Here is a 20,004-nt window from a genome sequence, read left to right as displayed (position 1 = left end):
ATTATCCAAGTTAACATATTTTAAATAGCAATGATTTACGACATTCTTCACTTTTTTACTATGAATCAGCAAAATAAAACGGACATGCTAGCATTTTTTTGCTATCATGTCCGCACTTTTTCAAAAATGTGCTATTGTAACAAATAATTATCGATTAATCGGGCATTTTACCTGGAACATTCAGATATACATCTTCCTTGAGATGGAAACCGCTTCCGATAATTATCTCATTCATGTTTTTCTCGGTTACATTTACAGGATCAATTCTGAAAAAAGGAACCTCATAGGTGCCATCATAATAAACCGACAGATTCTCTGAATCCAGCTCCTCTCCCCCTGCAAGCTTGACTGCACAGACAGCGGCCTGCTGAGCAAGCTTCTCAATAGGCTTGTATACAGTGGATAACTGAGTTCCTTCTACTATTCTCTGACACGCTTCCAGATCGGCATCCTGTCCGACAACCAGTTTTTTACCTGCAAGTCTCTTCTCGGAGAGTACATGAACAACTCTGCCTGCAAGATCATCATTACCGCACATTATTGCATCAGCTTCCATTATCAGATCCATATTCTCATATACGTAGTCACTTGCAAGCTCGGCTCTCCAGCCATCAGCATAAAAGGTATCAAGAATCTCGCAGCCATTCTCCTCCATGATCTTGTCAAAGCCTGCATCCACCATGTGAACATTGCTGTCTAAAGGAGAGCCGCAGATTTTGACCACTTTGCAGGCATCTGCCTTGTTATTTACTATAGTCTCTCCCATCAGTTCTCCGACCTTCTCATTGTCAAAAGAAATATAGAGATCCACATCTGCATTGGTTATCAGTCTGTCATAGGCTATGATCTTGATTCCTTCATCCTTGGCCTTTTTAACAGAATCCTTGAGAGCTTCTGAATCAATACAGATAATCACAATAACATCCATACCCTGCTTGATGAAGTAGTCTATCTGTTTTTTCTGCTGCTCAATATCTCCGTTGGCATTCTGGACATTAACCTCTGCCCCCAGCTCTTTGGCCATGGAAACAAAAATGTCCCTGTCCTTCTGCCATCTCTCGATTACAAAAGAGTCAAAGCACATACCAATCTGTGGTTTGTCATCCTCAGACTTGGATGGCCCCTGCCCGCTTGTATTTTCCGGCGCACATCCGAATAAAAATGTAAAAGAAAGCAATCCGGCAAGCATAACAGCCATTTTCTTAAGTATTGTTTTTTTCATCCCCAAATACCTTCTAATCCTCTTGCATACCTTTATTATGTCACACGCTTTCGGCTAACTTACCATCCTTGTACTCCGTAGGAGTGATCCCCACATTCTTCTTAAAGCTTCTGCTGAAATAGTTAGGATCGGTATAACCGCAGGAAAGACAGATTTCCTTAATTGACATATCAGTATCTGACAACAGTTTCTTGGCGTTATCAATCCTTAAATTGGTAAGATATTCGATGAAGTTAAGTCCGCTCTCATCTTTAAAAATCTTGCTGAAATAGTAAGGTGAGATGTTGACCTTACGAGATACATCATCAAGCGAAATATCTTTGCTGTAATTATCCTCAATAAACTGCTTGGCGGTCTTGATAATATCGTTTGACCTCTCTTCACGTTTGTTGATAACGTTTCTGCAGGCACTTGTAAGTTTTTCCATGAACCAGTCTCTAAGTTCTTCTGTGGTTGAAAGCCCCATTATCTCCGGCAGATAATCCGTTCTTCCGGAATATCTGTAGGTCTGACCGCCGTTCTGATATGCCAGATGCTCTGCGTAAAGCGAGAATTCCAGGACCTTAAGCCTCATTGACATTATATCTCCGTCATTGGCTCTTACACACATCCAGTCTGCGTATTTGTCAGCAATGACCTTCATACCGTTGAGATCGCCCTTAGCTACCGCATCAAACAAAGGCTTCTCCAGCTGAATAGGATAGTCGTCCTCATAGTTGCAGCTGATCGTAAGATCGTCTACATGGGCAACCGAAGCCGTTGTTGCAATAAGTGCGTTCAAAGCCTGTCTGTAAGATTCTCCCAGTTCTTTCAAGGGCTTTACGCCACCCACACCTATTCTGAAGGTTATGTCAGTCTTTTTCCTAAGATATCTGGTAAGATCTCTGGCCCTCTCGATCAGTTCTGTTCTCTCGCCGTATTCCATCTTTGCGCTCTCATAGGGAACCAGCACAGCAATCTTGTTGGCCATTACGCTTCCGACTTTGCAGGAAAAGAAATCCTTGACACCCTCTCGTATCTCCTTATATTTGCCTGAGAGCTTGACTGAACTTCCAACCGCATTGGTCATATGATTGCCTTCCTGAGCATCACCACAGACGATTGCAAGCATATATCCGTAGTTCTCCTTGATGCCGAGAATGCTTCTGTAGCTCTCCACATCCTCCTCGAAATGCTCCTGTAAGAGAATGTCATAGATAAGTCCGCTCTCGATAATGGGTTCGATGGTCTCGAGCTTTTCTTTTATCATCAGCTCGTTGCTTCTCTTCTCCCTGTCTTCATCAATCTGCTCCATGGCCTTCTTAAGAACCTTGACCACCTTGTACCTGTCCATGGGTTTCATGATATATTCCATAACCCCAAGTTTGATTGCTTCCTTGGCATAATCAAATTTATCATAGGCAGACATGACAATAAAAATCGTCCCGGGACAAAACTGCTTCATCTCACGGATGGCATCTATGCCGTTAATTCCGGGCATATGGATATCGATAACCGCTATATCCGGTCTGAATCTCTCAGCCAGTTCTATTCCGCTCCTGCCGGTCTTGGCGAATTCTACCTCGCACTGATTTCCAAATTCCTTTTCGATGATGAATTTCATTGAATCGATAACAATACCTTCATCATCAGCGATCATTACTCTGTACATTTTTTCCCCTATATCATTCCCTATATATCATTCTGCAGCGCGGCTGAAGGGAATCCTTATAAGCACTTCCGCTCCCATTCCCTGTCCGTCGCTCTTAATTTCTATTACATCTTCTTTTCCGGTAAAAAGACGAAGTCTTGATATCACATTATCCATACCGATTCCGTTATTGTCGTACTGATTCTCGTCGTTATGCCAGTTACCGCTTAGTATCCGGCTGATGTTCTCACGGCTGATTCCTTTGCCGTTATCACCGATTCCTATGCAGACGTTGTCATCCTCTCTATACACTCTGAGAGTAATCTTTCCCTCACTACCCATTTCTCTGATGCCGTGGTTGACTGCATTTTCAACAATTGGCTGAAGGATCATGGCAGGCATCACCATATCAAGAAGACGTTCATCCACCTGTTTCTCATAGCCTATGTCTCCGGAGAATCTTACGTTCAAAATCTGGATATAATTATCCACCAGCGTAACCTCATCTCTTATCCGAACCTCAGTCTGCTGATTCTTGATATTATATCTGAAAAAGTCTGCCACTGTCTGAACATATTCATAAGTCCTGTCGGCGCCTTCCATCATGGCCAGCTGAGCGCCGGCATTAAGAGTATTAAACAAAAAATGCGGATTGATCTGGGCCCGCAGGTACTTAAGCTGAGCGTCCTTAAGATGGGACTCCATCATAAGCTCCTTCTCCTGCATGTCCCTTTCCTTCTCCATACTCTCGGTAAGACGCTGAATATACTGCTTGATGCTGACAAGCATCTTACTGAAGGCGTTGTTCACAATTCCGATCTCGTCCTGATAGGCCACTTCCGGCAGTGTGACGTCAAAGTTTCCATCAGCAACCTCATTGGCTGAATCCGACAGTTTCTTCAAAGGAATCATCAACGCTCTGACAAAGCTTGTTACAATAACAACGTTTCCTATCATAACCAGTGTCATAACGATAAAGCTTATAAACTCAAAGCTTCTGAATCCTCTTGCCATAATTGTATAGCTATCGGAGTTTGATACAAACAGCTCCTGGTTAAGACTTCTAAGGTATTCATTTATATAACCGTAGAGCTGAGTAGCTTCTTCGTAGTAATTTCTGTATTTCTCAACATTTCTTCCGCGCTTGGCTTCAACGGTTTTGCCAACGACATCAAGGTAATCTCCCGTCATGTTGCGGATGTTTCTCTCCATTCTGGTGAGTGCATGATCAGTTACCCTGTCATCAAGGGTACCGGCCTTATCCTGAAGTCTCTGGGCACTTCTAAAGTACTCCTCCAGTGAATCACTGGTCTTGGAACTAAGGTAGACGGTCATGGAGTCCTGAACGTCAGACAAAGCGGTTCCAAGCTCATTGAGGGATCTGTTTCCTTCATACACCTTCTCCATCTCAACAGCCATGGCATTCATACCAAGCATCAGCAGAAGGTTAACGATGAAAATAAGGACATTGGTAAATATACAGACACTGATGATTTTAAATTGGAGGGGCTTATTAAGGAATCTATTCATCGCCTTCCTCCTTTTTCAGGAATTCTGCAATATTGTCCTGACTTATAAGTGTAATATCAGCTGAATAATACTGGCTGGTATTGCCGTATTCATAGTAATCATCAAGAGCCTTGACTGAGTACTCTCCCAGCTGTTTGGTATCAATAGAGATTGTTGCGTACAAAACACCTCTGTCCACAGCACTGACTATAGAATCAGAGTCATAGTAACCAAGAATATATACCTCTCCTACCTTGTTAAAATCAACCACCGCCTGATAAGCGCAGACCGTATCAAGCTCATTGAGGCACAGAATGACATCGGGAATATTTTCCATAAGGAAAATATCTCTTATGGATTCTTCCACTGCAAAAGCATTGGTGTTGTCTACTGCAACTGTAGAAATAGCATACTCCGCATCAGTTATATTTACCTGTCGAAGAGAATCCTGAATCGCTGATATTATGATATTCTGCCCTGAATCTCCCGCATCCGCATTAACAAGAACGGCAATCCTAAGAGGCGATCTCTGGCCGATATTGTCAGACTCGATACTGTCTCTTCTTTTCTCCTTGACGATATTGTTGATCTGCTTGCCGTATTCACGACCGATATTGTAGCTACCAACACCCACGAAGCTCATCCTGGTGGACTTGGTATTGTCATTGTACAGTGTAACAACCGGAATATCCTTCTGCGTGGCCTCATCAATTAGCTCTGTCATCTCATCGGTCTCATTGGCATAGACAATTATACCGTCCACCCTTGAGGCTATAGCTATCCTCATCAGCTCCTCACAGGAGTACTCTCCCGAGATGTTCTGCCCCAGCAGTTCCACATAGATTCCCTGCTCTTTGGCTGCATCAAGCGCTCCCTTGTAAACCGACTGCCAGAAATCAGACTTATAATTATCGGTTATCATCACATAATATCTTCCGTATTCGCTGCTCTCCTGCTTGGTCCTGAAGTTCTTCATATAGAATCTGAATAAAAGCGAACCAACAATAAGCGTTCCCACAACAAATACCAATGTAAAGGCCAGGAGAATATATTGTCTTCTTATGCTCTTTTCAAATGATCTTTCTTTGTTCATATTTATAGAATCCTGAGTTTTTTAAGTAGTAATGCTATACTTGCACCCTTAGGAAATCTTCTGATATCTTCCTCAGAGGCACCGCCTGACCTTATAAGAACCGCAAAATACACAAATACTGCAACAAGAACAGCTATCAGAGTAGCCAGAATATTGGCAAAATACTCTCTTGGAATAAAAAGCTTAAACAGACTATCAAAGCCCCAATGTACCAAAAAGGCCACAATTCCCATTACCACGGCGGATATTGAAGGAAGAAGATATGTCTTTTTGAAATCATTATTTATCGGTATGCGCTTTTTCATGACCATATTGTTAAGCACACACATAAGCAGCGAATAAACGATAGTAACTATACATAGCGCCGCATCGCCAAGATTGGTAAAAATAAGAAGTGCGGTAAGGAGCAGAGCCTGAATCACCAGAGTAATAAAGGCATTAATAACAGGCGCATTGACTTTACCGATTCCCTGAAGCACTGCATTGGTCACAGTTGACAACGAGTAGAAAACAACCGTGATCGCAAGGATCATCAGAAGCATTGAAGCTTCGGAAAGAGATGCCTTCTGTGGGAAAAGAATCATCATAATAGGCCTTGCAAGAGCAAAAAGTCCAACGCTACTTGGAATAGATATCATAAGAATTACTCTAATAACCTTGGAAACAGTTGCTGCTGCACTTTCCTTGTCACCTCTGGCATAAGATGTCGAGATCTCAGGTATCATAGCCGCAGCTGCAGCACTTGCAAGAGCTATGGGAAGGTTTGTTATCAGCATGGCCTTTCTGTTAAAAATACCGTACTGGGAAACAACCAAAGTCTCTTCGATCCCCTTAACATTCATAAGTATTCTGGAAAACAGCGTCCAGTTGAGGAAGCTTGAAGCATTATAAATACAGGTGCTAAGAATAAATGGCGTTACGATCATAAAGATAAGCCTGAATATCTCTCTGTTTGACATATCTTCACTGGTATCACGGGCAATTCTCTTTTTAAATGCCTTAGCGTTGACGTGATATACAAACAGCATGAACAAAAGGGCCACCAATACTCCGGTGCCGGTTCCCAGGGAACTACCGATAGCACCATAGACCGCTCTCTTGGAAGGATCTTCTTCTCCTGCTATTTTTGTAAGTATCAGAGCACCACCCACACTTACAAGAGCATTAAAGATCTGCTCTATAAGCTGGGAAATTGAAGTTGGAACCATAGTTCTGTGGGCCTGAAAATAGCCTCTCAGAACGCCAAGGAATCCAAATATGAATATTGTGGGTGCGAAAAATCTAAGAACAGTAGCGGATCTTCCCGCTGCAAGAATGTCAGCAAAAAATAAAAGTATCAGAGTTCCTATCATGCCAACAGTAGCCACGTAATATAGCGCACATTTAAATATCCTGTGGGCATTACGATACTCTTTTACCGCAAGTTTACCTGCTATGATCTTGGACATAGCGGATGGAATACTGTAAGAAGAAACCAAAAGAACAATGGTGTAAACAGAATAAGCCGCGCTGTAATAGCCGTTACCTTCATCTCCGATTATTGCTGCCAGCGGGCTGGTATATAAAACGCCTATTATCCTGCTGATGATTCCTGCTATTGCAAAAATACCGGCCTGGACAAATAAACCGCCTTTCTTTTGTTTATTATCAGTATCTTTGTTCATCTATTATTCAGAGCGTTATGCTCATTACTCTCCCAATTTTTAGCTGTTAAAAACACAGCCATACCCATTTTGCAATAAAAGAATATAGGTGTCAACTAAAGCTGACACCTATACCGTTTCAATAATCATTATTCAAAATTTCGTTATGGCTTGAGCCAGTCATACATCTCCTGATACTTCTCAGCGGAAACCTTCCAGGAGAAATCAACTGCCATGGCTCTATCTATCATCTTATTCCACTCACGCTTCTGATCGTAGTAAACATGCTCAGCCTCTCTGATGGTACCAAGCATCTCGTGAGCATTGTAATTAAGGAAACCAAAGCCTGTTCCGGTGCTCTCGAACTTGTTGTAAGGCTCAACGGTATCAATAAGTCCGCCTGTCTGTCTTACAATCGGAATTGTGCCGTATCTCAAGGCCATCAGCTGTGACAGTCCGCAGGGCTCAAACAGCGAAGGCATCAGGAACACATCGGAAGCAGCATATATCTTGTGAGACATAGGCTCTGAGTAATAGATATTGGCAGAAACCTTGTCATTGTACTTCCAGTCGAAATGACGGAAGGAATTCTCGTACTGCTCTTCACCTGTACCAAGAACCACCAGCTGAATTGCATCCTGGCAGAGCTCATCAAGTACATAGTTAATAAGATCAAAGCCCTTCTGGTCGGTAAGCCTTGATACGATACCGATCATCATTACCTTATCATCTTCCTTAAGGCCCAGCTCCTTCTGAAGAGCTCTCTTGTTCTTGATCTTCTCCTTGCGGAAGTTGATGGCATTGTATTTGTAAGGAATATATTTGTCTGTCTCAGGATTGAACTCATCATAGTCAATACCGTTAACAATTCCTCTAAGATCGTGGGCTCTTGCACGAAGAAGTCCGTCAAGCTCCTCACCGTAAAATTCTGTCTTAATCTCTTCTGCATAGGCCTTACTTACAGTAGTAATGGCATCCGAGAATACGATACCGCCCTTAAGAAGGTCTGCATCCTTGAAAAGTCCCAGTTTATCCGGTGTAAAGTAATAATCCGGAAGCCCTGTGATATCCTGAACCGCTCTGATGTCCCATTTACCCTGGAACTTCAGATTGTGAATTGTCATAATAGCCTTGATTCCGCGATAGAACTCGCTTCCCTGGAATCTCTCCTTAAGATAAACAGGGATAAGACCTGTCTGCCAGTCATGACAGTGAATAATATCAGGTCTGAAATCCAGAACCGGAAGCACAGAAAGGGCTGCCTTTGAGAAATAAGCGAATTTCTCGATCTCAAAAAGCACATCATCTCCGTAGGGCTTCATTCCGTTGAAATAGAACTCATTATCAATGAAATAATACTTGATTCCATCTATTTCTGCTTTAAATATACCAACGTATTCGTTCTTCCAATGAAAGTCCATGTAGAAGTTGGTTACATACTCCATCTTGTCCTTCATTTTCTGGTTGATACATTTATAAAGCGGAAGTATAACTCGGACATCGAAATATCTCTTATCAATGTCCTTAGGAAGAGAGCCGACAACATCGGCAAGTCCACCGGTCTTAATAAAAGGTACTCCTTCAGAAGCTACAAACAGAATGTTTTTCATTAGTCTTCCATCTCCTCGTACTTTGCAGATTGCATTGCAATAAGCTCTTTATCATCAAAGTAGTTGATCTTCATGGCATTCTTAACATCTGAAAGAGTCTGTGCAGCCACAGCCTCAGCTACTTCGCTGCCTTTCCTTAGTACTTCATATACATAAGGAATATCCTTCTGGAATTCCTTCCTTCTCTTACGGATAGGCTCAAGCTCAGCCTGGATTACTTCATTCAGGAATCTCTTAACCTTAACATCTCCGAGACCGCCTCTTGAATAGTGATCCTTCATCTCCTGGAGATTAGCATAATCAGGAGCAAACTCAGCAAAATGCTCATCTCTTGCGAAGGCATCCAGATAAATGAATACAGGATTGCCCTCAACCTGTCCGGGATCTTCAACCCTTAAGTGATTGGGATCCGTGAACATGGACATAACCTTCTTCTTGATCTCATCAGGCTCCTCGGAGAGGTAGATGCAGTTGCCAAGAGACTTACTCATCTTGGCCTTGCCGTCTGTGCCGGGAAGACGAAGACATGCAGCGTTATCCGGTAAAAGAATATCGGGCTCAACAAGTGTTTCTCCATAAACAGAGTTAAACTTTCTGACAATCTCTCTTGTCTGCTCGATCATAGGCTCCTGGTCCTCACCAACGGGAACGGTGGTAGCCTTGAATGCTGTAATATCAGCAGCCTGGCTGATAGGATATGTAAAGAATCCTACAGGAATGCTGGTCTCAAAATTTCTCATCTGGATCTCAGACTTAACGGTAGGATTTCTCTGAAGTCTGGAAACAGTAACGAGATTCATATAATAAAATGAAAGCTCTGTGAGCTCAGAAATCTGTGACTGGATGAATAATGTAGACTTTGCGGGATCAAGACCCACTGCCAAATAGTCAAGAGCAACCTCAATGATATTCTGTCTTACCTTCTCCGGGTTGTCCGCATTATCGGTAAGAGCCTGCGCATCGGCGATCATAATAAAAATCTTATCAAAGCCACCGGAATTCTGAAGTTCCACCCTTCTCTTAAGTGAACCAACGTAGTGTCCTACGTGAAGTTTGCCGGTAGGACGGTCTCCGGTCAAAATTATCTTACTCATTTCCCCAATTCTCTCCTAACAATTCATTCTTTTATGTAAAAAAACATGCTTATATTAGAATACATTATTTTAGCTTAAGTGACAATGCAAATTGTTCCTGAGAAACCTTTACAAGCACATTTTTTGTATCCATTGTCTGCCCAAGAAGTCCATACTCCTCCGAAAAAAGTGCAACGCCAAACCGAAGTTTCCCCTGACAGCGCATTCTAACGCAGTTTGCTATAGCCATCATGATGCTGTTCATAACCCTGTCTCTTAGCCCCCAGCTATCCAAAAGTGCCAGTATCTCATCGCAGGTTATGCATCCCATTACGGTTCTGACCTGAATCGCAGTTCCTCCAACAAGTGCTGTATGAGCAGCAAATATTTCTCTTCGTCCATCCGAAGCATAGGAACTGGTATTCATGATACCAGCGGCGAGTTTAACAAGTTTGCCCACATTTCCCACAAGAAGCATGTTCTCAACGCCGGATTCAACGGCCTTATCTATGGTATAGCCCGGGAAATTGTAACATCTTATGGCAGTGTCAAGATTGACATGAAGCTGAGAACTGATCTTGTCTGCACAGTAAGAGCCTGGACTTACCAGAATACTCTTAACACCAAAACCAATCTGCTTACCTATCTGGGCATCTATCGATTCCGTAATATCTCTTTGATGAACCGTTGATACCTGTCCGTAATCTCCCATTATGGTAATGCCACCGCTAAAGCCCGACTGAACCATAGGCTGTTTGGCAGCTATCATCATTCCCTCCGGGCAGGATATGGTTATCATCAGAATCTGAGCTCCGTCGGAAATATCAACCACTCCGGCAACCGCATCAAATATCAGCATTCGCGGATTCTTTTCAATGAGATAATCTCCGCTATTTATATCCGGCAAAGGCGACATTGCAGTACCTATGCCCTCACCTCCCTGCATAAAGAGGTTGTTGTATCTTATATCTATGTGCGCTTTTTCGTTTAATTTTCTAAGATCTTTTATTCTTGAAACATTAACGACGATCCTGGCCCTGTCTCTGATATCCGGAGCGATGCCGCCCTCCATGATCGCATAATACTCCGATGAATCGTCATTGCAATTCATATCATTCCTGAATACTGAGATATTCCTGCTACCTCTCTCGTGGGTAACGGTAACCGATTCGGTATCAATTCTAAACAGCAAATTGGCAGCAGCGGCTTTTGCGGCAGCGGCCGCACAGTCACCTGTTGAAATCGGACTTTGTACCATATTGTGATTAGTAACTGTCGAAACACCCGGCATCACGTTCATAATTGCCCCTCTCATAGTGGCTAAATATATGATTCATCCTAAGTTGTGTATAATTGTCTCACAATAATATTATACAATATTTCGTATGATTCCAAAATAAATTAAAAAAAATAAACTAAATATCGTATTTTGATTATTTATTATTTCGACTTACTTTATGTTTTCTTTATAAATCGTCCATATTTTGTCCAAATTTAGCCTTTAATATATACAATATCAGAAGTACAAAACTTCTGACTCCCCCAACAAAACTTTTTTCATACCGGGTCGATCGGCTCCCCACTGGTCGACCCCTCCTCCCAAAAATTAAAGCACCTCGATGAGGTGCTTCTTTTTATGTTATGCGGAGATTGCACAGGCGTCATTAGCCTGCTCCATGCTCTCAGACTCTTCGGTTGTGATCATATCTGTCTTCCTGGGACCTCTTACGCCAAAGCTGCCACTGTAGCGAAGTTCCTTAAGAGCCTTGCGGACATCCTTGAGCACCTTGTCTATATCTTCGGATTTCTGACAGATAACCGTAGGAACACCGCTTCCGTTAAATTCTACTCTGAAGCCGGCATCCTTAAGTGTCTTAAAAGCCTTAAGTTTATCTGTTGTACTGATCTGTTCGAGTTCCTTATCGTTCTTTCCCATATATATTGTGCCTTTCTTGTTGATAAACACAATATATCACAAAAGCGTATAAATTTCAAACGCTTGTTCTAAGATATTTGCACAATTTGATTTACGTTTTTTCGTGCATTATTTTTATAAATAATTATCTAAATACTGTTAATTATTTTCACTCATCACCGATATAAATAATGAGAATAAAATTCTCACTCCCCCAACAAACTTTTTTCATACCTGGGCTGTGTATCTCCCCAATATACAGCCCTCCTCCCAAAAAATCTTGTGAAAAGCAAAAGAGACGTTTCGTAGACGTCTCTTTTGCTTTATGGGTTTTTATATTTTGCATAACCAAATATTATCTTGAATTAGTATATGCTTTTAACAAAAAGTCTTTATCCTTCTGAGCTTCCATGCCTATACCATCATCGGAAATATAATAGCTAAGTCCGCTTGCTTCGTAGCTGTTGTGGACATTTCCGGTTAGATTGTTCCATTCATCATAATTGGCAGTACCGGTATTATCTCCTGCTCTTTCATAAGGAAGGCGAGCCATGGTAGCCGGTTCCACAAGTATAAAAAATCTGTCGTCCTTATTAAGTTCCACCGGATCTGAAAGTGTATAGGTATGATAACCACCGCTTATGTTTGACACTTTTGTACTGCTGACAGGTTCTCGGAGCTTAGCAAATTCCACGATATTTGACTTATTATCTTCATTGCCTTCCCCTTCAGGATTAAGAAATACCTTAATCTCATATTGCTGATATGTCTCAAGGCTCATAAATCCTACAGCCTTCAGCATTTCATCTGATGAAGCCGTGTACATAACACCGTAAGGATTGGTCGAGGCAGTGTATGCAGTAACATAGTTCTGGGAATCATCAAGAGCGCTTACAACATTGTCGATGAATCCGCATACCTGGTAATTGTTGTCATACCAGTTTTTTTCTCCCTTCATAGCCACAGAATAAGCGGCCACATTATTGTCGCAGGTAGTCTCATCATAGTAGGACAGGTAGAAAAACCCCTTATTTCCGGAACCTGTTCCCCAGCTGTTGCGGCAAAGCCATGCCCCGTCATCCTCTGGTTTTTTGACAAAATTGGCAGCGCTGTAATTATCGTCCCATCCCAGAATTATGATTTCATGATTGGCTGTCGGAACCTCCCCACCGGGGAAATTCGAATAAAGGTTACTATAGTGCCCGGACCAGTATTTTCCGTCTGCATTAACTGATGCCGTCACACAGCCATGTTCCATGATCATCTGTTTGATCAGATCCCTGTTCTCTTCAGATGCAAGTATTTCCCCTACTTCCTGAACATGATAATCTGCAGCGTAGGCATCCGAAGGAGCATTTCCGTTTTCCTCAAATACATAGCTCTGACCATAAACGGCGTTAAAAGAATCATCTCCCTCATCATTTACCGGTCCCTTCCAGGCCGTAAGAAGGCTAATGCAGTAGTTAGTAACTCCGCCCATGGAAATATAATTGGTACCATAATCAAATATCCAGGCACCGTCCTTATTATCCGCATTCACAAGCTCTCTGTAGTCATCATCTATAGCGCTATCTTCTGCCCCTGCGGCTTTATGCATATTGTAGTATGCAAGGTGCTTCTCGGAGAGATTAATAGCTGAGTAATCCAAGCTGCTATGGTGAGACAAAATGTCGCTCTCAACCGCTGCAATAGCCGAATAGGCCCAGCACAGATAGGTATAGCCCTGATCCTGTACCTCTGTTACATATCTTCTGCCACCCACATCTCTGGAATCATAGCTTTCAGGAATCTCTGATTTGGAAAAAGAGCGAATGTCAACCGGAATAACATCTTCAAAATCAGGGTTACTGTAAAAATCCCCCATATCACCTTCGTCAATTCTGAGAGCTTCCTGTAAAACTACGGTGCTTACAGGCTCAACTTCTTCAGAAACAGGTTCATTGGTATCTGAAGTAATCTCCTCAACATCTATAATATTCTGTTCAGTCTTAATATGTGATTGTTCCTCTGATGAAGCAGAAGGCCCGATAACGCCCTCAGCTGTAAGAAGCTCCTCTTCCTGATTGTAGGCGCCGGGCACAGGTTCCCCGTCTCTTCTGGAAGTGTTTTTCGGAACTAAAATCGTTTTACTTATAACGAAAATAAGAACTCCGATTATTATCAGAATAACCGCAGCCAAGATCACTTTCTTTTTCACTTTTTCACTTTTTCCCCTCATAATAAAAAAAATAACTCTGCTTACATTATAGCATTATTATTCTCATTCAAGTACAATAGGAAATGCATATCTATGCATCAAAATAATCATAGAGGGAGCTCATATAATGAAACTCATCAAAAAATTTATTCCCTACTACAAGCCCTATATCGGTGTTTTTCTGCTGGATCTGGTCTGTGCGTCCATTCTTTCTGTGATCGACCTGGCATTTCCGCAGTTCCTACGAATACTCAGAAGTACTCTTTTCCTTGAAACACCGCAGGTTATTCTCTCCAGACTTGGAGTTATCGCCGCACTTCTGATCATAATGTATATCATCAGAAGTCTCTGCAGATATTATGTAACCTATCAGGGACACATGATGGGAGCCCGGATGGAATCCGGTATGAGAAGGGAACTGTTCGAAAGATTCGAAGCTTTTTCTTTTTCTTATTACGACACCCACAACACCGGCGAGATGATGAGTAAGCTCATCTCCGATTTATTCGACATCTCAGAGCTTGCCCACCATGGCCCGGAAAATATCTTCATTTCAATAGTCAAAATAATCGGCTCCTTCATCCTCCTTATGAGGATCAACGTCCCCATGACACTGTGCCTCGTAGTAGTTGTAATTTGCATGGCAATATTCGCAATCCGCCAGAACGGTAAGATGCGTGCCACCTTCTCCGACAACAGAAAAAAGATTGCCGGCATCAACTCTTCTCTTCAGGATACCCTTGGAGGCATCAGAGTCGTCAAGTCCTTCACAGGTGAGGAAATTGAACAGCAGAAATTTGACAGATCAAACCTCGCCTTCCTTGATTCCAAGCAGGCCAACTATCGTCAAATGGCCAAGTTTTTCTCCGGCAACAACCTCTTTGACGGTCTTATGTATGTTGCAGTGCTTATCGCCGGTGGCTATTTTATTGCCAAGGGCCAGCTCACAGGTGAAGATCTGGCAATATATGCATTGTATATCAATATTTTTATTGGTCCCGTGAATGTTCTAGTGGAATTTACAGAGCAGCTCCAGAAGGGTCTTGCAGGATTTGAGCGTTTTACAGAAGTTATGGACACACTCCCCGAGATAACAGATAGTCCCAACGCAGGCACTCTGTCTGACGTTAAGGGTGTTATAGATTATAAGAATGTTTCTTTCTCATATGAGAAAGAGGAAACCGTATTACATGACATCAATCTCCATGTTGAAGCCGGTAAATCCATCGCAATTGTCGGACCTTCCGGCGGAGGAAAGACAACTCTGTGCTCTCTCCTTCCTAGATTCTACGATGTCACCGGCGGCTGTGTATGCATAGACGGAACAGATATCCGCACTGTAACTCAGAAATCCCTACGTGCTTATATTGGAATAGTTCAGCAGGATGTCTATCTATTTAACGGAACCGTCAGAGAAAACATTGCTTACGGTAAGCCCGAAGCAACCATGGAGGAAATCGTTGAAGCGGCAAGAAGTGCCGATCTTCTTGAATTTATTGAGAGCCTTCCCAAGGGCTTTGAAACAGAGGTTGGAGAAAGAGGCGCAAGACTCTCAGGCGGACAGAAACAGAGAATAGCCATCGCCAGAGTCTTTCTTAAGAACCCGCCAATCCTTATCCTTGATGAAGCCACCAGCGCCCTGGACAATGAAAGCGAGCGATATATCCAGGAAAGCCTTGATAAACTATCCGCAGGTCGCACCACCATCACCATCGCCCACAGACTGTCCACAATTCTTGGTGCTGATGAGATCATCGTTCTTGACGGCGATGGCATCAAGGAAAGAGGCACCCACAAAGAACTCATTAACAAGGGTGGTCTCTACGAGAAGTATTATCGCATGCAGCTTGGCGCTATTTAATAAGTTCAATGGTATTGAAGGATCCGAATATTGACTGTGAGATGTCCTTGGCAAAGGCCTCATAGTCAATATAATGGTATCCGCTGCTCCAACCGTCTATAACTCTTATCATTGGATACAGCTTATCTCCCACTTTCCAGATGCTATAGCCTGCCACGACTATGGTGTGGTCCTTATAATATCCCCTCGCAATGTTCATAATAACAGGTCTTCCGGCAGATATCTCTTTTACCACCTGGTTCTCAAAGTTCCAGATATAGACCCCTTTGCATCTAACCTTAACCCCATATGTCTTGAAGGCTTCCTTGGATATTCCTGAGATAAAAAGAGGAAACGTACCGACTTTATCAGTATATCCATAGCTCTCGGCTATCTCCTCCACCACCTTGTAGGTCTCACGGATATCCTCAGGAATCCCCGGAATATTCCTTGTTTTCCGATAATAATCCAGCACCCTTGTAACCGCTACAACAGAACAGTTCCTGGTTTTGCGGCCGCTTATCTGTTCCATGGACTGCTGATTCATGACTACGCCACGGCCACGCTTAACAAGAACTCCCTTTTGGCCATACTGCTCCTGCAAATACTTGGAAATATTGCTGATTCCGCCGTAGGGCTTCTTTTTGGCCTTAGCTTTTTTCTTATTCTCTTTTCGTTCTTTGGCACTTTCTTTTATCTTGTCAATCATCAGAGAATAGTCTCCATTCCAACCTTCTGCGGCTTCATCCCAACGGATTCATAGAATCTCTGAGCACTCTCGTTGCAGCTCCAAACATTAAGTGTAAGGTTATAACAATCACTCTTTTTGGCAAAATCCTTGGTATATTCATACAATGCTCTTCCGATGTGCTGGCCTCTCAAGTTCTCAAACACGCACAGATCATCGATATAGAGGGTCTTGATGTCCGTAAGCACATTGTCATTTTCAAACTGCTTGAAAATGCAAAAGGCATATCCGAGAGTCTTATCATTTTCATCAACAGCCACAAAAATAGGTCTGTTATCATCCTTAATAAGCTCCATCAGCTCATCATCGTTGTATTTATTTCCAATCTTGAAAATATCCGGTCTTCCCATGTGATGAACCATATCCACCTGAGCCAACAGCTCGTGAACCTCCGGAATATCCTTATTTTGTGCTCTTCTTATTGTCATAGTATTATTTTCCTTCCTTAAGATGTTCAAGTACAGCTTCCTTGCTTGCAAGGTTCTTCCTGGCAGGGTGATCCTCAGACATTTTCTTCTTAATAGCTTCTTCAGCGCTGTCTCTCATACTCTCGCAGCACTGTATCAGTTCTTCCTTCACATTCCTGTCCTCATCCATTCCGATGTAAAGTATCTCCGAAACGAACCCCAGATTAGCAGTTGTATACCAGTTTCCGTTAAACTTATTTGCATTGCTCTTTTTATTGGTCACAGGAGAATTGACCTTGTTGGTAAGAATTGCAATCACCAGTTTCTTCTCAGGGTCTATCATCACCAAAGTTCCGGTCCAGCCCTGATGTCCGAAGGTTCCTGAGCCGGCCTTGCTGCCAAAATATTTGGTTCTCTCCATATCCCCTTGTCTCCACCAGCCAAGTCCCCACTTCTTGTTATCGGAAGAAACAGGCGCTGTGAATTCATCTATTACTTCCTTGGAAAAGAACTCAATATCCCCACATTTGCCGGTGAGCATCACATTTGCCAGCCTTGCTATATCCGTGGCATTGGAAAAAAGGCCCGCATGTCCCGAAACACCTCCCATACAATAATATGCCTTCTCATCATGTACCTCTCCCTGAATGGTCTCTGTTCTGATACCATCATGGAAAATATATCCGTCCCTGGTATTGCCGTTAAGCTCAGTAGCCGCGCAATCCTCCTTGGAAAAGCCGTTCTGAAGCGGATTATACGTAATATGAGTAAGCCCCAGAGGTTCGCAGAAGTTCTCTTTGATATATGTATCCAGATTTACTCCCGCTATCTTCTCAACTACAAAGCCCAGGATCATATAATCAACATCCGAGTAGACTGTCTTGGTACCCGGCTCATACAGTAGCGGCGTCTTACATATGCACTCGTAGGTTAGTGCCTTGGCATCTTCGTTAGCTTCATGAGATGAAAATAAGATATTGGTATAGGAGGGATCATATTTCTGAGTAACCTGATCCACATTGGGATTGCCATATCTTGGATCTGCGGGAAAACCTCCCTGGTGCTTTAGAAGATCCGAAATCTTAAGCTGTGCCTTCCAGTTCTTCTGAGTTTCAAGGTCCGCTCCTGTGCCGCCCTCATATTGAATATCGATGGTGTCCTCAGCAAATTCGGGTCCCAGAACATCAACCAGTTTACTTGAAATATCCATCTGACCGTCAGTAACCATCTTCTGAATAGCATAGTTAACACCAAACATCTTGCTTACAGAAGCAAGATCGTATAACGTGTCTGTTGTAACTGCGGGACTGTCCTCTTTGACACTGCCATCCTGATTGTAGCTGCATAGCTTACCCCATGCATTCTCATACACCAGCTTGTCGTCCTTGATTATAGAGAGCTGAGCACTGGTGAAGCCATACTCAATATCAGTTTCGATAATATCCTCAATAAGGGCGATACATTCATCATGTATTCCAACCTCTGAGGGAATCCCCCTGACAATCTCCGAAGCAGTAACCTCCGGTTCCTGCTCAGGCTCCTCCAAGTCAAGATCCTCTATACTTGCAGGTTCAAATACCACTTCAGGTGCGGCAACCTCCGCCACCTCTGTAGCTGCACATCCTGTAGCTGTCATTACCAGCATTAACAATAAGGCAATAATACTGTTCTTTTTCTGATTAAAAATGCTGTTTCCCCTCATATAACTCCCCATTCTTCATAGCTCTTTTTATGATACTACAGATTAAACCCCTGCGCACTACATGAACTTACGGATTTTCAGGAAATAAAAAAGACAGAGCACGGTCAGGAAACAACCGGCTCTGCCTTGTAGGTCGAAATTGTAATCTTAAGCGGCCTTAGCCTGCACTTTTTTTTCCTTGTGAAGAATAAGGCTATGTATCTTCTTAAGAATAAGAGCTGAAGGAATGCCAAGAACATAAACAACTGCCACATAAAGAAGCAGGTTCTTGATTCTGAAAGGAGACTTAACTCCGCCGTCAAAGGTGTATGCACACAGCTCTACGAAAATTCCATGGATCAGGTAGAACTCAAGAGTGATGCTACCCATGAACTTGAGGAATTTGTTACCAATCTTAACCTTCATTCCAAGAAGAAGGATTGCAAGTACAAATACAATACAGATAGCAGATTCAGCACAAACGCTTATTCTTCTGCGAAGTATTGTATCAGGTGCGCCCCAGTTCTCTCCGTAGTAGCCATAGATGTTGCACATAGCTCTTGACCAGAGGTAAACAGGATATACAGCCAGTACAGTAACAGGCATAACTACAAAATAGGTCTTCTTGAAGAATGCAACAAGTGCTTTCTCAAACTTGGCAAAAAGGATACCAACAGGGAAGAGAATAACACAGTTGTACCACCACTCGCCTCTGATCCACAGATCGTTGTGGTTGATGGTTGTTCCGAAAAGTATATAAGCAACAACAAGTGCTGTGGTCACAGCTACGGCAATGCCATCCTTCTTGATGAATCTGAAGCACAGATAGAAAAATGCATAGAAGAAAGGAAGCACTATCACGTACCAGGTGTAAGGGTTACACAGCTTAAGGCTGGTGAGATATAAAAGAACATCGTTCCCCTTCATCTTCTGTCCAACGATAAGTCTTACCGCAAAATAGATAAATGTAGTGGAATAAAGAGCAAGAATAACAGGAAGTATTCTTCTTCCAAAGAAGCCTTTGAGATAATTTGGCTTACTGTGGAAGCTCTTGTACACGCCATATCCGTTAAAGAAGAAGAAAACTGCCACGAACATAAATCCAAGAGGTACAAAAAATCCCAGTCCCTTCTGAATTCTTGTAGGCGGATTGATCCAGGAAGCACAGGTCTTCTGTCCTACATGGTGAAGCATGATGCACACTGCCAAAAATCCCTGCAGTGCCTTGCTCTGCTCAAGTGAAAGGAACTCGTCATTCCATTCCTTTCGTCCGTATACCTTTGCCCCAAACAAAAGTAATACCGGCAGTATGAAATATACTGCATAAATAAGTTTATCCATTAAAAAAACCTCCAACATTAAATAGTCTAGAATCAATAATAACCATAGGTCAGATATTTCACTACACAGATGTTTTGGAATACTTCCCAGATATT

Annotated in this window: 15 protein-coding genes; 1 reads left to right on the top strand and 14 read right to left on the bottom strand. The window is 42.6% G+C overall.

The window, feature by feature from the left end:
* Window positions 1-154: 154 nt before the first annotated feature.
* From G588_RS0111655 to G588_RS0111610, 10 genes are all read right to left on the bottom strand, one after another.
* Window positions 155-1,222 (bottom strand): sugar ABC transporter substrate-binding protein, encoded by a 1,068-nt coding sequence (locus G588_RS0111655; RefSeq protein WP_022778916.1) that lies wholly within the window; start codon window positions 1,220-1,222, stop codon window positions 155-157.
* A 40-nt stretch (window positions 1,223-1,262) separates the two neighbouring features.
* Window positions 1,263-2,873 (bottom strand): response regulator transcription factor, encoded by a 1,611-nt coding sequence (locus tag G588_RS0111650; RefSeq protein ID WP_026668745.1) that lies wholly within the window; start codon window positions 2,871-2,873, stop codon window positions 1,263-1,265.
* A 27-nt stretch (window positions 2,874-2,900) separates the two neighbouring features.
* The gene (locus G588_RS0111645) at window positions 2,901-4,382 is read right to left on the bottom strand and encodes a sensor histidine kinase (protein ID WP_026668744.1); all 1,482 of its coding nucleotides are present in this window, start codon (window positions 4,380-4,382) and stop codon (window positions 2,901-2,903) included.
* A complete protein-coding gene (locus tag G588_RS0111640) occupies window positions 4,375-5,454 on the bottom strand; it encodes a substrate-binding domain-containing protein (RefSeq protein WP_026668743.1) in 1,080 nt (359 codons plus the stop codon). The genes G588_RS0111645 and G588_RS0111640 overlap by 8 nt, the downstream gene beginning before the upstream one ends.
* Before the next feature lie 2 nt (window positions 5,455-5,456).
* Complete coding sequence (locus G588_RS0111635) at window positions 5,457-7,118, bottom strand: putative polysaccharide biosynthesis protein (protein WP_022778915.1); 1,662 nt, start codon at window positions 7,116-7,118, stop codon at window positions 5,457-5,459.
* Window positions 7,119-7,261: 143 nt separating this feature from the next.
* Window positions 7,262-8,707 carry a glycogen synthase GlgA gene (gene glgA, locus G588_RS0111630; protein WP_022778914.1) on the bottom strand — a complete coding sequence of 482 codons (1,446 nt, stop codon included), beginning with the start codon at window positions 8,705-8,707 and terminating at the stop codon, window positions 7,262-7,264.
* Window positions 8,707-9,801 carry a tryptophan--tRNA ligase gene (gene trpS, locus G588_RS0111625; RefSeq protein WP_022778913.1) on the bottom strand — a complete coding sequence of 365 codons (1,095 nt, stop codon included), beginning with the start codon at window positions 9,799-9,801 and terminating at the stop codon, window positions 8,707-8,709. Before trpS ends, glgA begins: the two co-directional genes overlap by 1 nt.
* A gap of 64 nt (window positions 9,802-9,865) precedes the next feature.
* Complete coding sequence (locus tag G588_RS0111620) at window positions 9,866-11,080, bottom strand: cobalt-precorrin-5B (C(1))-methyltransferase (RefSeq protein WP_022778912.1); 1,215 nt, start codon at window positions 11,078-11,080, stop codon at window positions 9,866-9,868.
* A gap of 339 nt (window positions 11,081-11,419) precedes the next feature.
* Window positions 11,420-11,716 (bottom strand): hypothetical protein, encoded by a 297-nt coding sequence (locus G588_RS0111615; protein ID WP_155830788.1) that lies wholly within the window; start codon window positions 11,714-11,716, stop codon window positions 11,420-11,422.
* A gap of 334 nt (window positions 11,717-12,050) precedes the next feature.
* A complete protein-coding gene (locus G588_RS0111610; RefSeq protein ID WP_022778910.1) occupies window positions 12,051-13,892 on the bottom strand; it encodes a C1 family peptidase in 1,842 nt (613 codons plus the stop codon).
* A 127-nt stretch (window positions 13,893-14,019) separates the two neighbouring features.
* Between G588_RS0111610 and G588_RS0111605 the strand changes: the two genes are divergently transcribed.
* Window positions 14,020-15,753: an ABC transporter ATP-binding protein gene (locus G588_RS0111605; protein WP_022778909.1), complete on the top strand. Its 1,734-nt coding sequence runs from the start codon at window positions 14,020-14,022 to the stop codon at window positions 15,751-15,753.
* On the opposite strand, the gene G588_RS21600 is transcribed toward G588_RS0111605, so the two are convergent.
* The 4 genes from G588_RS21600 to G588_RS0111585 form a co-directional block, all read right to left on the bottom strand.
* Window positions 15,746-16,441, bottom strand: a complete 696-nt coding sequence (locus G588_RS21600) for a C39 family peptidase (RefSeq protein ID WP_022778908.1) — start codon at window positions 16,439-16,441, stop codon at window positions 15,746-15,748. The two genes, G588_RS0111605 and G588_RS21600, sit on opposite strands and share 8 nt — an antisense overlap.
* Window positions 16,441-16,908 (bottom strand): GNAT family N-acetyltransferase, encoded by a 468-nt coding sequence (locus tag G588_RS0111595; protein WP_022778907.1) that lies wholly within the window; start codon window positions 16,906-16,908, stop codon window positions 16,441-16,443. The genes G588_RS21600 and G588_RS0111595 overlap by 1 nt, the downstream gene beginning before the upstream one ends.
* A 4-nt stretch (window positions 16,909-16,912) precedes the next feature.
* Window positions 16,913-18,601, bottom strand: coding sequence for a penicillin binding protein PBP4B (pbp4b, locus tag G588_RS20050; protein ID WP_081644332.1), 1,689 nt, complete (start codon window positions 18,599-18,601; stop codon window positions 16,913-16,915).
* A gap of 135 nt (window positions 18,602-18,736) precedes the next feature.
* The gene (locus tag G588_RS0111585) at window positions 18,737-19,909 is read right to left on the bottom strand and encodes an acyltransferase family protein (RefSeq protein WP_022778905.1); all 1,173 of its coding nucleotides are present in this window, start codon (window positions 19,907-19,909) and stop codon (window positions 18,737-18,739) included.
* Window positions 19,910-20,004 lie beyond the last annotated feature (95 nt).

Source organism: Butyrivibrio sp. AE3009 (genome assembly GCF_000420845.1).
Lineage (GTDB): Bacteria > Bacillota > Clostridia > Lachnospirales > Lachnospiraceae > Butyrivibrio.
The sequence above is the reverse complement of the archived record's forward strand: the minus strand, read 5'-3'. Positions and strand labels throughout refer to the sequence as shown.